This window comes from Halobellus marinus (genome assembly GCF_032113415.1).
Classification (GTDB): Archaea; Halobacteriota; Halobacteria; order Halobacteriales; family Haloferacaceae; genus Haloquadratum; species Haloquadratum marinus.
On the sequence record NZ_CP134946.1, the window covers coordinates 2,870,655 to 2,884,641 of the forward strand.

Here is a 13,987-nt window from a genome sequence, read left to right on the forward strand (position 1 = left end):
TTTTGTATACTCTCATCGTCATCGTCAGTCGTCTGCGGCTGCCTCCGCTGTCTCGGCGTCGTCGGACTCCTCGTCGGCCCACGCGAACAGGTCACGCAGCGGCTCGCCGACCTGCTCGATGTGGTGGGTTTCCTCGGCGTGCTTCAGCTGGGTGTAGGAGGGGCGGCCCGCCTGGTTCTCCGCGATCCACTCGCGGGCGAACGTGCCGTCCTGGACGGCTTCGAGAATCTCCTCCATCCGCTCGCGGGCGTGGTCGTCGATGACGTCGTCGCCGCGGGTGAGGCCGCCGTACTCGGCGGTGTCGGAGACGGAGTCCCACATATTCGAGAGGCCGCCCTCGTACATCAGGTCGACGATGAGCTTCATCTCGTTGAGGCACTCGAAGTACGCCATCTCCGGGGAGTAGCCGGCGTCGACGAGCGTCTCGTAGCCCTCCTTGACGAGGGCGGTCATCCCGCCGCAGAGGACGGCCTGCTCGCCGAAGAGGTCGGTCTCGGTCTCCTCGCGGAACGTGGTCTCGATGACGCCCGCGCGGGTGCAGCCGATTCCGTGGGCGTACGCCAGCGCTTCCTCGCGCGCGTCGCCCGTGACGTTCTGGTAGACGGCGACGAGACCGGGCGTGCCCTGCCCGGACTCGTAGTTCCGGCGGACGAGGTGCCCGGGGGACTTCGGCGCGACCATCGTCACGTCGACGTCTTCGGGCGGGCGGATCTGGTTGTAGTGGATGTTGAAGCCGTGGGCGAACTGGACCGTGTCGCCGGCCTCGATGCCGCCGCGGATGTTCTCGAAGACCGCCGGTTGGACGGTGTCCGGCACGAGGATCGAGACGATGTCGGCTTCCGCGGCCGCCTCGGCGGGCGTCTCGACCCGCAGGCCGTCGGCTTCGGCCGCCGCGCGCGAGGAGGAGTCCTCGCGCAGGCCGACCACCACGTCGACCCCGCTCTCGGCGAGGTTCTGTGAGTGGGCGTGGCCCTGACTACCGTAGCCGATGACGGCTACCGTCTTGTCGTCGATGTGGGAGCGATCCGCGTCGTCGTCGTAGTATACTGTCGTGTTCAGCTCTGAGTCTGTCATTGTACGTTCGTCGGTTGTGTTGGTTCGTCCGCGGTCCCGGGCTTTTCGCCCGGAACGGTCGCTTGATTCCCGCGTGCCAGCGCCGTGTAGCCGGTTCGAGCGATCTCGATGATCCCGAACTGCCTGAACGCGTCGATCGCGTCGTCGATCTCCTGTTCGCCGCCGGTCAGTTGCACGGTGATCGTCTCCGGGCCGGCGTCGAGGGTCTGGCCGTCGTACATCTCGGTGACGGCGTGGACCTTGTCGGGCTCGTCGCCCTCGACCTTCAGGAGGACGAGTTCGGTCCGCACCGCGTCGTCGTCGAGTTCACCGATGGCGATGACGGGCTTGAGTTTTCCGAGTTGCTTCTTCACCTGGTCGATGCCCGGCTCGGACTCCTCGACGACCATCGTGATCCGGGAGTGGTTCTCGACGGTCGTCGGGCCGACGGTGAGGCTGTCGATGTTGAACTGCCGCCGGGAGACCAGCCCCGAGACGCGCGAGAGCACGCCGGGGTCGTCCTCCACCAGCGCCGACAGCACCGCACGGCGGGTTTCGGGTTCGGCCTCGGCCTCGGGATCGATGCGGATTCCCTGGGTGTTCCGCCGCCCCTCGGGGTGCGGGCGTTCGTCGGGCGCCGGGCCTTTCAGTCCGTGCTTCGGGAGTTCGTCGTCAGTCTGGTCGGTCTCGTCGGAACTCATAGCTGGTCCTCCGTGAGTGCGAACTTGCCGTTTGCGCCGCCGGAGGGGACCATCGGGTAGACGTTCTCCGCCGGATCGATGTGGAAGTCGATGACGGAGGGGCCGTCGTACGCGAGGGCCTCCTCGACGGTGTCTGCGACCTCGTCGTAGTCGTCGACGCGCCAGCCGCGGGCGCCGAACGCCTCCGCCAGCATATCGAACTCGGGACACCAGTTGTACTCCGCGGCCATCCGGCGGCCCTCGAAGAAGGCGTCCTGCCACTGGCGGACCATCCCGATGTACTCGTTGTTCAGCACCGCGACGGTGATGTCCATCTCCTCTCTGACCGCGACCGAGAGTTCCTGGATCGTCATCAGGAAGGAGCCGTCGCCGTCGACACAGACGACGTCCTGGTCGTCGTCGGCAGCGACGCGTGCGCCGATGGCAGCCGGCAGGCCGTAGCCCATCGTGCCGAGCCCGTGGCTCGACACCCACGTTCGCGGCTCACTGTACGTCCAGTACTGGGAGGCCCACATCTGGTGCTGGCCGACGCCGCTCGTGACGATGGTGTCGTCGTCAGTCGCCTCGTCGAGCACCTCGACGACGAACTGCGGCTTCAGCGGCTCGTCGTCCGGCGTCGCGTAGTCCATCGGATACTCGTCTTGCCAGGTCAGACACTGCTCGCGCCACTCGTCGGCGTCGGGTGCCGACGTGAGTGCGTCGTCGAGTTGGTCGATGACGATCCCCGCATCGCCGATCAGCGGGTAGTCCGCGTGGATGTTCTTCGAGATCTCCGCGGGGTCGATGTCGATGTGGATGACCTCCGCCTCCGGCGCGAACGTGTCGATCCCGCCGGTCAGGCGGTCGTCGAAGCGGGTTCCGACGGCGATCAGCAGGTCCGTGTGCGTGATCGCCATATTCGCGTAGCCGGTGCCGTGCATCCCCGCCCACGACAGACAGAGGTCGTCGTCCTCGGGGAACGAGCCGATGCCCGGCATCGTCGTCACGACCGGGATCTCGTACTCGCGGGCGAACGCCCGCGCCTCGTCGGTCGCGTCGGCCTTGATCACGCCGCCGCCGAAGAGCAAGAGGGGCCGTTCGGCGGCCTCGATCGCCTCGGCGGCTTCCTCGACGTTCTCCTCGTCGGCGACGTACTGCGGCCGGGTCGTCGCCGGCGGTTCGGCCGGGGCGACGTCGCCCTCGCTGTCGCCGAGCGTGACGTTCTTCGGCAGGTCGACGAGCGTCGGGCCCGGACGGCCCTCGTCGGCCAGCGCGATCGCCTCGCCGACGGTGTCGCCGACGGTGTCGGGGTCGTCCGCGAAGTAGTTGTGCTTCGTGATCGGTGCGGTCACCCCGATGGTGTCGGTCTCCTGGAACGCGTCGGAGCCGACGATGTCCGAGGGGACCTGGCCGGTAAGCGCGAGCAGGCGGTCGGAGTCCATATTCGCGTCGGCGATGCCGGTGACCAGGTTCGTCGCGCCCGGCCCCGACGTCGCCAGACAGACGCCGGGCTCGTTTCTGACGACGCTGAAGGCGTCGGCGGCGTGTGCCGCACCCTGCTCGTGGGCCATCGTGATGTGCCGGATGTCGGAGTGATACAGCGCGTCGTAGACGGGCATGATCGCCCCGCCCTGGACGCCGAACGCCGCCTCGATGCCCTCCTGTTCGAGGGCGCGCACGACGGCTTCGGAGCCGGTCGTCACTGGCGTGCGCTCTTCAGTCTCTGTCGATTCGGCAGCCGCATCTGACGTGTCGGCGGTCGCCTCCTCGGAATCGGCGGGTGCCTGTTTGCTCATCGGTGATCACCTCCTGTTGCCGGTCGGTGAGTGTGTGTCAGTTCGGTTTGCGTGCGATACGTCGGGGTCGGTCGTGTGGATCGGGCGTGGGTCATAGTGATGACGGTCGCTGGTCGGTCACAGGGTGGGTGCGGACGGGTCGAGCGGACGAAAACTGTGGATACGGGGCTAGGACGCCCCTACAATGATCCGCGAATCGACGTCGGCGCCGACGCCGGGCGACGGCCGCTGCGCGGACGCCGCCGTCTTCGTGGCGGCGGGCGTCGCGTGGATGAGCCGTCGTCGCATCGTACCTACGAGATTCTCCTCGTCCGTAATTAACGTTTCGAGCTTTTCCTCGTCCGCACCGACCGTTACGTGTGCGGTTGCCCGCGGCCGGAGTCAGTCGACGGTGTACCCGTGGCTCGTCGGGTCGAGCGAACGGGGCCTGGGCCATCAGGCGCGGACCTCCTCCTCCTCTTCGTCGTCGGCGCGGTCGACGCCGACGTCGCGGGCGAAGCGCGTCAACACTTCGACGGTGACGCGCTCTTTTTCGGCCCCGTAGTCCTTGACGCGTCGGGTGACCTCGGTGACCTCGGTCTCGTTCGGCGCGAACCCGGATTCCTCCAGGCGCTTGCGCACCGAGTGGCGGCCGGTGTGCTTGCCGAGGACGAACTCCCTTTGGGCCCCGACCATCTCTGGCGTCATCACGCCCGGCTCGAACGTGTCGCTGTTTTCGAGGACGCCCGCGGCGTGGATCCCGCTCTCGTGTGAGAAGGCGTTCTGGCCCACAACCGGTTTGTTGCCCGGGACCGGGATGTCGCTTGCCTCCTCGACGATCCGCGACAGTTCGGTAATTCGGGTGGTGTCGATGCCGGTGTCGACGTCGTAGAGCGCCTCCGCCGACATCACGACCTCCTCGAAGGCGGCGTTGCCGGCGCGCTCGCCGATGCCGTTGACCGAGACCTGCGCCTGTGAGGCACCCGCCTCGAAGCCGGCCATCGCGTTTGCGGTGGCCAGTCCGAAGTCGTCGTGGGCGTGGACGTCGATCCGCGCGTCGGTGTGCTTTCGCACCTCGCGGACCATACTGGCGAAGCGAGTCGGCGTCGCGACCCCGGTGGTGTCCGGAATGTTGACCCAGTCGACGCCCGCCTCGTCGACGGCGCCCAGGATCTCGGCCAGGAAGTCGATGTCGGTTCGGGTGGCGTCCATCGGTGAGAACATCACCTCGACGCCGGCATCTTTGACCCGTTCGACGCTCGCGACGGCCCGTTCGACGGCTTCCTCGCGGGAGGCGTGCATCGAATCGGCCAGCTGGACGTCGCTCGTGCTGACGAAGACGTGGACCAGCCCGACGCCGGAGTCGAGTGCGGCCTCGACGTCTTTGTCGACGACGCGCGCCAGCCCGCAGACGGTCGTGTTCGTCGCGGCGGCGATGTCGCTCACCGATTCGAACTCGGCGTCTGAGTTGACCGGGAAGCCCGCCTCGATGACGTGGGTCCCCATCTCGTCGAGCGTCGCCGCGATGTCACGCTTCTCCTCGTAATCGAACGAGGTACGTGGTGACTGTTCGCCGTCGCGGAGCGTGGTGTCGAAAATCCGTACTTCGTCAATCTCGGATTCAGTTATGTGGGCTAATGTGCCCTGGAAGAACTCGACCAGCCGGGGTGTCCGACTGAGCCTCCGTGTCGTGAGACATTGTGTTTGTCCCCTGCCGTGGAACGATATTAAAGCCTTTCGCTGTGGGCAGCAGAATCGCGGAACGGCGGCGATGGCGACAGTGAAGTTTCCGAACGGCGGAGTTCGCGTCAGCGGCTTAGAGGAGGCCGTTCCGCCGGGTATCGGGCGTCCGTGCCAACCTATCTGCTGATTCCCACTGTCAGGTCACAGAACCGTGCGATCGCTTCCGATCCGGCGCGATTCTCGCCGAAAATGGGCAGATGAGTCAGCATTCCGGCGCGCGCGCGGCAGTGAGTGGACGAATGTCCACGGACGTGCAGGCGGTTGCGATCGGATCCCAGGGTGTACTTGCTCCAAAACCCCCATCCCTCCGGTGTCGGCGTACAAACTCCCGGTTCCTCCGGTGTCGGCGTACAAACTCCCGGTCCCTCAGGGGTCGGCGTACATTACGTTCTTGTAACGGCTTGCAGATCTCTCAGGGAATATATGTCAGTAAAAAGGGTCGATTTAGCACCCATCCCGGAGATGGTGGACGTATGGTACAGCGAGAGCAGGCCACGAACAGTCTCCATAGAAACACTGTGACTGTCGTCATCACCGCCAGAACGTCGCCCAATCCTCCATTCGGGAGGCCAGCGACGGATCGGATCGGAAGCAACGCCAACTCCGGGTGGGCACCGCTGCGAGCGCGGACCGGTCGGCAGGGGGTCGTCCCCGATGAACCGCCGTGACGCGTTGTCTGCTGCAGGGACCGTGTTGCTTGGAGCGACTGTGCCCGGTCGATCTGCGGGGGCAACTGACGACGACGTCCCAGAGTCCTCAATCACGTTCACCCACCAGCGCACGAACGGCACAGCGGTAACGGTAGAGAGAGTCGCAACGGACGTCGCTGCCCGGTTCGTCGTCCGTGACTCCGATTCGAACGTGATCGGCGGCCCCACCGAGTTGGAGGCGGGGACTGTCCTCGAGGACTACGAGGTGGAGTTGCTGCCGCCGTTATCCGAGACCGAGCGCATCTCCGCGAACCTCTACGACGCCGACGGCCAGGGCATCGCACGCGAAACGGCGGAGATACGCGTCGACAATCCGCCCGAACTCGTATCCGGGATGGAGCCGACGTTCGTCGAACCGGACCCCGATTCGGGGTTCAACTACCCGTACTATCTCTACGCCCCACCGCGGGTCGACGATCAGCAGTCCGTCTCGATTCTCGTCCAACCGACCAACAGCGGGCAGGCGACCGACGACTTCGGGGTCCAGAGACAGTCCGCCGACGACCGTATCCGGAACGGGACCTCACGGACGATCGCTGACCGTCTTGCCGTCCCGTTGCTGGTGCCGGTGTTCCCACGGCCGAGTTCTGACCCCGTCGACTGGCGTCACTACGTTCACGCCCTGGATCGCCAGACGATGCAGATAGACGACGGTCCCATAGAGCGTGTGGATCTCCAGTTGTTGCGGATGGTCGAAGACGCCGGGGAGCGACTCGGCGAGCGGTCTTACCCGGTCGACGACCAGGTTCTGCTCAACGGCTTCTCCGCTGCCGGCAACTTCGTCGATCGGTTCACCCTCCTGCATCCCGACCGGGTGCGCTCCGTCACTGCCGGTGGGTTGAACGGAACTGCGATGCTTCCCATCGAGGAAGCGGCCGGCCACCGGCTACCCTTCCATATCGGCATCGCGGATGTCGAAGCGCTCACCGGCGACGCTGTCGACCTCGACGCCCTCGATGCCACGAACCAGTTCCTCTATATGGGGGAAGACGACGGCAACGATACCATCCCGTACGACGACGCCTGGGGTCAGGAGATGCGGGAGATCGCGCTCGACGTCTACGGAGAGGATATGGTCGCGGACCGGTTCCCGACCTGCCAGCGGGCCTACGAGGAGGCCGCTGTCGACGCCCAGTTCAAAGTCTACGAAGGGGTCGGACACACACCACGGCCGGCCATCGACGACATCGTCGAGTTCCACCAGCGGAGCCTCGATGGCGAAGACGTGACCGACTTCGGGCAGGAACTCGGCCTCCGACCGACGTTCGAGTACACCCCCGAGCGACCTGCGCCGGGTGAGGCGATCGAATTCGACGCGAGTCCGTCCACTCTCGGTGTTGGCGAAATTCTCGCGTACACGTGGCAGTTCGCCAACGAGGAGACTGCCGCCGGAGAGTCGGTAAGGCACCGGTTCACCGATCCTGGCGAGTACTCGGTGACGCTCCGAGCGATCGACAGCAAAGGCCGTGCTGCGACAACGACAACGAGCATCACTGTCGGCGGGCATTCGAACGCGGGCGCTTCGGAATCAACCGCCGAGACCACCACGCAGTCTTCCCCCGCATCGAAATCAGAGACAACGGGGACACCCGCTGATCCAACCTCGGTAGCAACCGAAACGACCGCCGACTCGGAAGTCGTGAACTCGACAACTGGAGAGACCGAGGGTAGTGCGCCGGGGTTCGGAATCGCCGCCGCCGTCACCAGTATTGGCGGAGCGGCATACGCACTCACCAGTTGGGGAGAAAACTGACGTCCTCCCAAGAGCGAAGCCGTGGAGTTCCGCGGTCAGAGGCCCAGAACACGACGGAGAGGATTCTCCCACTCGCAACGCACGCCCGGTGGAGTTACGCTTGCGGATTGGCCGGCCGATTCTGAGTGTTAGCGGCTGGAGAAACCCTTACCGTTCGATCTGCAGAGACGGTCACGGTCTGTCCAGCGTACTGGAACTCCACGGAACCATCTGTGTGGCGGCCGGAGAACAACACATCGAGAGCATCGGGATCGATCACCTGGTACAAGGGCGGAAGTTCATCGACTGGCGTCTCCGTCGCGGCACTCACTGCTTCCACGACGAGAGCACTCAAGGCCGCGCCACTCTCGGCCGGGAGGTTCCGTTGTTGTGTTTTAGTTGCCATATACTTACCTAAGTGTATATTATATATAAAGTTCCGTCAGACCTTCTCATTAACAGAATTTTCCCGAAATAAACATCCCGCAAACATCAAAACCGGTATCAACTCTGCTGTTGCATTCGCGTGTTCCATCTCGCACGGCTATCGAAACAGTTCTGTGACCTGGTAGAAATTCCTGTTTTCACCACCTAAACGCACTCTAAGAGCTGATTCAGCGAACCACAAGTGGAAGAATCCCTTTGAGGATACTTCTATGACACCCTCACCTATCGAGCGGATTACTTATTTGTGATAATGGACAGCGGATGCGCGATGGAGCCGTACCGGAGGCGACATCGGAACGCGAGCCGGCTGGGAAATCAGTGCCGGATGTCGATGCCTCCGGTGAGTTCGGAACGTCCGAATCCTTTTCGTCCCCCTTTCCGTCTACCCGGGTATGAGCGACTTCAATCTGAACCTCTCGGAGGCCGAGGAACATCTCGACGACGAACCGGAAGGCGACGTGGTGCTCGGTATCCTGGATGGGACTACGAAGCCGACGGAGTGGGTCGAGACCGTCGAGGCGGGGAACGTTCTCGTCCTCTCGGTCGAGGGCGACCTCAACGAACTCGCGAAGGGCTTTGCCCGCCCGGTCCGGGATATGGGCGGCGGCCTCACCCACTTCCGGGAATTCCTGGTCGTGACGCCCCCGGGAATCGAGGTCAACACCGACCGCCTCTAAAAGCCACGGGTCACCCGACCCGTGGTCGTTTACGACACCACGGGGAAACCACCGCGGACGGCGGATTTATATCGTTCCTGGTTCTAATCGGCGGTGTGAGCGTCAACGTCGAGGTGCGGGTGGACGCCCCGGGCGCCGCGGAGTACGTCGAGGAGACCTGGGACCTCAAAGAGCGCATCCGGGAACGCGAGAACGTGCTCAAGCAGCGCCGGGCCTTCTTCGTCGATGCCTATCGCCGCGCGCGCGATCATCTCCTCTTCGAGAACGACGAACTCGTCGGGTTCGCGTCGGTCCGACGGGACGGGTACATTCTGTTTCTGGCCGTCGCCCCGGAGTACCGCGGCGAGGGGTACGGCAAACGGCTTGTCGCCGCCGCGCTCCAGGACCACGATTCGATCTCGTGTCACGCGCGAGCGACGAACGAATCGGCGTTGTCCTTCTACGAGCACCTCGGCTTCGAGATCAAGCGCCGAATCTCCGATTACTACGAGGACGGCGGCGACGCGTACTACCTCCGACTGGGCGAGAACTCCTCCCTGCGGGAGAAGTTCGCCGAGTTCTTCCGGCGCTCGGTCGTCGGCGAGTGAGGGTCACCGCGGAGAGCGGGTCGTGCCTTCATACTGATTACTCTCACTTTGTACCACCGAGCGCCGCCACCGTGGGTGGCGCTCGGCGGGAAGAGACGAGAGTGATCAGTATCAGATGTTTTCGACGCCGTTGTCGGTGATCACTTCGTCGATCAGTTCGACCGGGGTCGCGTCGTAGGCCGGGTTTTCGATCACGACGTTCTCGATCGGCTCCAGGGAGACCTCCGCCGACGAGCGGATCTCGTTTTCGAAGACGAAGCTCCCCTCGACGATCTTCGCCGCCGAGCCGACGACCGTGACAGGGACGTCGAGGTGGTTCGCGGTCGCGACGATCGGGTAGGTGCCGACCCGGTTGTACAGCGTGTCGTCGACGATACAGTCCATCCCGACGACGAGGCGGTCACAGTCCGCGAGGAACGTCCCGGCGGCGCCATCGACGATCAGGTGGGGCTCGACGCCGTCGACTTCGGCGAGCCGGCGGGCAGTCTTGCGCCCGAGAAAGCGGGGCCGGGCCTCCGTTACGTACATCGTCAATTCTGCGCCATCGCCCACGGCCCGCTCGACGGCTTCGAGAACGGTCGACGAATAGTCGTGGGTGAGAAAGGTTCCCCCCTCCTCGAAGAGCGACACTGCGTTGTCGGCCGCGCGGGACTTCCCCTGCTGGACGTCCTCGACGACACGGTCGATCACCTCGTCCAGGAGGGATTTCGCCTCCGCGACGCTGTCCTTCCGGTCGACGACGTTCACGACGACCGTCTGGATGGCGTTGAAAAGCGAGGCGTGAGAGGGGTTCGCCCGCTTGAGCGCGCTGGCGTTGCGTTCGAGGTCGCGCTCGAACTCCTCGACTGTGGCGTGATCGCGCTCCAGAAGCTCCGAGAGCGCCCGCGTCGCCTTGACCGCGACGACCGACGAACTGTGCGTCTGCATCTCCCGGATCTCCGCGATCGTCTCGTCGATCATACTGACACGTCGGTGACTCGGGTCAAAGACTTTCCGACGGGACGCCGGGGCGCCCCGACAGCGACAGTAGTTTTCTCACCGTCCCCGGATGTCGGGTCAGGAGATATCCCTGCGGGACAGTCGTTCGATCTGCGTCTTCGTGAGTACGTGGTGGAGCGACTCCAACAATCCATAGACAGCGAGACACGAAACGAATGCAATCGTCCCGAGTTTGCCACCAGATCCACCCAGATACGGGGCGGAGTATACCAGTATCAGCCCAACAGCGAAACCTGCCAGCGCCATCCAGCGTTCGTCCGGAATCCGGGCCGAATCGCTCATCCCCGCAAACGAGGCTCCGTAGACTGCCGCTGCCAGGAGGTCGCCAACGGCTGGGAACAGCCACGGGAGTGCAAGCCCGCCAAGTATCCCGACAATACCGGACGCCGACACCGGTTCAAATGACGATCGATCGTGGAGTACGAAGGTAGCCACCGCAGCGACGACCGAACACAGTACCACGAGGCCGGCAGTACTCGCCGCCGGCAGCGGATCGCTCAGAAACCACGTCTGTGTCCCAAGGACCGTGATGGCGGCTCCCACGAAGGCGGTAGTCCCGAGTTTCCCTCCCACCCCGTGAAACACCGGGTTGGCCAGAAGAAAGACCGCGACTGCCAGTAGTGCCGCGACGAGACCCTGCCAGTAGGTCGGAAACAGGGTTGGCGAGGTCATCCCGACGAATGCTCCACAGTAGGCTGGAACGGCAAGCTGACGCCGCACAACGACTGCCGAGAGGCCTGTGAGGCTCGCGGCAACCACCGGGGTCAGTTGCCCCTCGACGACGAGCACGAAGGTTACGAAACCACCAAGCATAATCGCACCGGCGGTCCAGAAGAGTTCGGTCCGTTCGATCGACTCGATCCCCGGTGCAGCCTGGACGATGCGGAGTTCGACCACGATGCCACGGAGAGCCAAAAGGGCGATCAGGAGGAACAATCCGCCGAGAACGATAGATCCCCCTTCGCGGATGGCGCCCAACACCGCAACTCCCACCAGGCTTATCGCCGGAACTGCAAGGACAAATAATCCAAAAAAGGCCACCCTCCATTGCAGACGATCGGTCATTAAGTATGAACGAAGGTGATGAATGCCTTGGCTATTTTGCTGTGCTGCCGGGGTCGTCGACAGTAATCGGAAAAACGGATCTCCAGATCGGATCCCTCGCGGAGGACGTGCTGTGCATCCTGCACCGTGTCGGAGAAATTCGTTGGATCGGATTCTGAAACGGAAGATTGAGGACTCGCACCTGTGGGCGTACAGCGGCACTTAGTCGGAATCGCGCCCGCCGTCCCCGGCGTCGAACCGCCACGCGTAGCCGAAGACCGCGAGCGCGACGACAACCCAGACCACCGCGCCCACGCGCACCGCGAACTCGACCCGCGCGGCCCACGTGGGGAGCGGAGTCCCGAGCGAGAGCACCGCCACGATCGGCGCGCCGACGAGGATGGTGAGGACGAACGTCGTCTGCATCACCCACCCGTAGTCGACCCCCTCGGGGTCTGTGGTCTCGACTGGTTGCACGTTCGGGACTTCGTCGGCCGCCCCAAAGCGGTGCCGGTTCGCGGCGCTTCGTCGCCTCAGACTCGACCCGTTGCGGACGTTTATACGCGATAGCGCGGCCACCGAGCCTGTGACGTAGGAGCGGCCCCGCGTCGGGTAGCGGTTGCTCGGCACGTCGGCGTGGGGATCGGGCGGGAAACCGTCGCAAAAGCGGCTGTGCCGACTGTTCGCCACAAACGACTGTGCCGACTGTCCGTCACACGATCGGCCACGTCCGCCGGGACAACGAATCCTTTAATCGCTCCGGCGGGAAAGTCGACCCCGTGACGACGGTACGTGACATCCGCGAACGGGCCCACCTCGAGACAGAACCGGTCACAATGCTGACCGCCTACGACGCCACGACGGCGTCCGTCCTCGAGGAGGTCGGCATCGATATGATCCTCGTCGGCGACAGCGCCGGTGATACCGCCCTGGGCTACGATTCGACACTGCCGGTGACCTACGACGAGATCCGCTCCCGGAGCGCCGCGGTCGCCCGCGCGGCTGACGACGCACTGGTCGTGGCAGATATGCCGTTTCTCTCCGTCGGCGTCGACGAAAGCGAGAGCATCCGGAACTGTGGCCGGCTGCTGAAGGAAGCAGGCGTCGACGCCGTCAAAATCGAGTCCGGCGACCACACCGTCGAACTCACCGAGCGGCTGGTGGAACTCGGGATCCCAGTGATGGCGCACGTCGGTCTGACGCCGCAGCGCGTCAAGGAACTCGGTTACGAGAAGCAGGGCACTGGTGAGGGGGATGCCGAGCGGATTCTGGATCTGGCGGTGCGGCACGAAGCGGCCGGCGCGTTCTCGATCGTCCTCGAACACGTGCCCGCGGAGCTAGCGGCGGAGATCACTGCCGAACTCGATATCCCGACGATCGGCATCGGCGCTGGCCCCGACTGCGACGGCCAGGTACTGGTCGTCGACGACGTTCTCGGTCTGAGCGAGCGGTCGCCGCCCTTCGCACGGCGGTTTGCGTCTCTCAGAGAGGAGATGCGCGATGCCGCAGCGGCGTACCGGGAGGCCGTCGAGTCAGGGTCGTTCCCTGACGACGGGGCCGACAGCGACGGGACCGAAGCGGGGTAGAGGTCGCTCGTGGGACAGGGCGCTTCCAACCGAAGGGGTGGCGCGAACCCGTCGAAGCCGCCTGCCAGGGAGTGAAAACTCAGATGTGTCGACGGTGACCCGCAGTCACAACTCCGCGAGGAACGACCGCACTGCGTCGTTGAACGGCGTGGGGGATTCAAGCATCGCGAGGTGCGCGGCGTCGTCGACGACAGTTAGGTCACACTCCGGGAGTTCCTCGCAGAGCGCCTCGTGGTAGTGGACTGGCGTCAGCCGGTCGTACTCGCCGACGATCGTGAGCACCGGAAGGTCGATCGCGGCCAGGTCACCGCGCCGGTCGAAGGCGTGGGCCGTCCGGAAATCCCGTTCGAGGATCTCCGGGCCAGTCTTCCGTAGCGCCGCCCGCGAGACGTCCAGCGTGGCGGCATCGGCGTCGTGAAAGAGGTGATCCGGTTCGTGGAAGAACTCTACAACGCGGTCGAAGTCCTCGGAGACCCATCTGAGCAGATCGTCCAGCACGGGCAGTCGCGGGCCCGTCCCCGCGAGAACTACTCCGTCGACGTCGACCTCGCGTTCCAAGAGCGCCGTGATGATGACCGCGCCGCCGAGGGAGTTGCCGAGGAGCACGTCGGGATCGACAGCCTCGGCGACGGCCAGCGTGTCGTCGACGTACGCCGAGAGCGTCTCGTACCCCGGTTCGGCCGCCACGTCGTCGCTCCCGCCGTGCCCGCTGAGGTCGAGAGCGACGAAAGGGTAGTCCGACGCCAGCTCCACTTGGGCGCTCCAAACGCGGTGTGTCCCACCGCTGCCGTGGACAGCGAGCACGCGCGGACCGCTTGCCCCTCGATCGAACTCCCGGTAAGCGGTCTCCCGACCGTGGTGTGTGACCGTTTCCATACTGAAACGGTAGGTCCGGTGGGAGTATAAATCCCCTATCGGTCTCCCGGTCGGTCGAATATGGCCGAATCGCAATTC

General features: G+C 64.6%; 13 protein-coding genes. 4 read left to right on the forward strand and 9 right to left on the reverse strand.

Annotation, left to right across the window (positions count from 1 at the left end):
• Positions 1-24: 24 nt before the first annotated feature.
• The 4 genes from ilvC to RJT37_RS14215 form a co-directional block, all read right to left on the reverse strand.
• Positions 25-1,074: a ketol-acid reductoisomerase gene (gene ilvC / locus RJT37_RS14200; RefSeq protein ID WP_313685461.1), complete on the reverse strand. Its 1,050-nt coding sequence runs from the start codon at positions 1,072-1,074 to the stop codon at positions 25-27.
• Positions 1,071-1,754, reverse strand: a complete 684-nt coding sequence (gene ilvN, locus RJT37_RS14205) for an acetolactate synthase small subunit (protein WP_313685463.1) — start codon at positions 1,752-1,754, stop codon at positions 1,071-1,073. The genes ilvC and ilvN overlap by 4 nt, the downstream gene beginning before the upstream one ends.
• Positions 1,751-3,529 carry a biosynthetic-type acetolactate synthase large subunit gene (gene ilvB / locus RJT37_RS14210; RefSeq protein WP_313685465.1) on the reverse strand — a complete coding sequence of 593 codons (1,779 nt, stop codon included), beginning with the start codon at positions 3,527-3,529 and terminating at the stop codon, positions 1,751-1,753. Before ilvB ends, ilvN begins: the two co-directional genes overlap by 4 nt.
• Before the next feature lie 435 nt (positions 3,530-3,964).
• Positions 3,965-5,236, reverse strand: coding sequence for a LeuA family protein (locus RJT37_RS14215; RefSeq protein WP_345784741.1), 1,272 nt, complete (start codon positions 5,234-5,236; stop codon positions 3,965-3,967).
• A gap of 669 nt (positions 5,237-5,905) precedes the next feature.
• On the opposite strand from RJT37_RS14215, the gene RJT37_RS14220 reads away from it, so the two are divergent.
• Positions 5,906-7,714, forward strand: a complete 1,809-nt coding sequence (locus RJT37_RS14220; protein WP_313685466.1) for a PKD domain-containing protein — start codon at positions 5,906-5,908, stop codon at positions 7,712-7,714.
• 94 nt (positions 7,715-7,808) lie between these two features.
• Here the strand turns inward: RJT37_RS14220 and ddfA are convergent, their stop codons facing one another.
• Positions 7,809-8,099: a DdfA family disk-determining factor gene (gene ddfA / locus RJT37_RS14225; protein ID WP_313685467.1), complete on the reverse strand. Its 291-nt coding sequence runs from the start codon at positions 8,097-8,099 to the stop codon at positions 7,809-7,811.
• Between the two features lie 433 nt (positions 8,100-8,532).
• Here ddfA and RJT37_RS14230 point away from each other — a divergent pair, with 433 nt between their 5' ends.
• Together RJT37_RS14230 and RJT37_RS14235 are read left to right on the forward strand one after the other, a co-directional pair.
• Positions 8,533-8,817: a DUF5779 family protein gene (locus RJT37_RS14230; protein WP_313685469.1), complete on the forward strand. Its 285-nt coding sequence runs from the start codon at positions 8,533-8,535 to the stop codon at positions 8,815-8,817.
• A gap of 95 nt (positions 8,818-8,912) precedes the next feature.
• On the forward strand, positions 8,913-9,404 hold the full coding sequence (locus tag RJT37_RS14235) for a GNAT family N-acetyltransferase (protein ID WP_311171565.1): 492 nt from the start codon (positions 8,913-8,915) through the stop codon (positions 9,402-9,404).
• Positions 9,405-9,515: 111 nt separating this feature from the next.
• Here the strand turns inward: RJT37_RS14235 and RJT37_RS14240 are convergent, their stop codons facing one another.
• From RJT37_RS14240 to RJT37_RS14250, 3 genes are all read right to left on the reverse strand, one after another.
• Entirely contained in the window at positions 9,516-10,364 is an 849-nt protein-coding gene (locus tag RJT37_RS14240) for an eIF2B alpha/beta/delta subunit family protein (protein ID WP_313685471.1), read from the reverse strand.
• Between the two features lie 96 nt (positions 10,365-10,460).
• Positions 10,461-11,381, reverse strand: a complete 921-nt coding sequence (locus RJT37_RS14245; protein WP_313685473.1) for a hypothetical protein — start codon at positions 11,379-11,381, stop codon at positions 10,461-10,463.
• 288 nt (positions 11,382-11,669) lie between these two features.
• Positions 11,670-11,873, reverse strand: coding sequence for a DUF5822 domain-containing protein (locus tag RJT37_RS14250; protein ID WP_390209043.1), 204 nt, complete (start codon positions 11,871-11,873; stop codon positions 11,670-11,672).
• A gap of 353 nt (positions 11,874-12,226) precedes the next feature.
• Between RJT37_RS14250 and panB the strand changes: the two genes are divergently transcribed.
• Entirely contained in the window at positions 12,227-13,033 is an 807-nt protein-coding gene (panB, locus tag RJT37_RS14255) for a 3-methyl-2-oxobutanoate hydroxymethyltransferase (RefSeq protein WP_313689990.1), read from the forward strand.
• Between the two features lie 105 nt (positions 13,034-13,138).
• Here the strand turns inward: panB and RJT37_RS14260 are convergent, their stop codons facing one another.
• Complete coding sequence (locus RJT37_RS14260) at positions 13,139-13,909, reverse strand: alpha/beta fold hydrolase (RefSeq protein ID WP_313685476.1); 771 nt, start codon at positions 13,907-13,909, stop codon at positions 13,139-13,141.
• Between the last annotated feature and the right edge of the window lie 78 nt (positions 13,910-13,987).

Excerpts from the sequence above, each read along its gene's own strand:
- ilvC (WP_313685461.1), bottom strand. The coding sequence starts at position 1,074 with ATGACAGACTCAGAGCTGAACACGACAGTATACTACGACGACGACGCG.
- ilvN (WP_313685463.1), bottom strand. The coding sequence starts at position 1,754 with ATGAGTTCCGACGAGACCGACCAGACTGACGACGAACTCCCGAAGCAC.
- ilvB (WP_313685465.1), bottom strand. The coding sequence starts at position 3,529 with ATGAGCAAACAGGCACCCGCCGATTCCGAGGAGGCGACCGCCGACACG.
- RJT37_RS14220 (WP_313685466.1), top strand. The coding sequence starts at position 5,906 with ATGAACCGCCGTGACGCGTTGTCTGCTGCAGGGACCGTGTTGCTTGGA.
- ddfA (WP_313685467.1), bottom strand. The coding sequence starts at position 8,099 with ATGGCAACTAAAACACAACAACGGAACCTCCCGGCCGAGAGTGGCGCG.
- RJT37_RS14230 (WP_313685469.1), top strand. The coding sequence starts at position 8,533 with ATGAGCGACTTCAATCTGAACCTCTCGGAGGCCGAGGAACATCTCGAC.
- RJT37_RS14240 (WP_313685471.1), bottom strand. The coding sequence starts at position 10,364 with ATGATCGACGAGACGATCGCGGAGATCCGGGAGATGCAGACGCACAGT.
- RJT37_RS14250 (WP_390209043.1), bottom strand. The coding sequence starts at position 11,873 with ATGCAGACGACGTTCGTCCTCACCATCCTCGTCGGCGCGCCGATCGTG.
- RJT37_RS14260 (WP_313685476.1), bottom strand. The coding sequence starts at position 13,909 with ATGGAAACGGTCACACACCACGGTCGGGAGACCGCTTACCGGGAGTTC.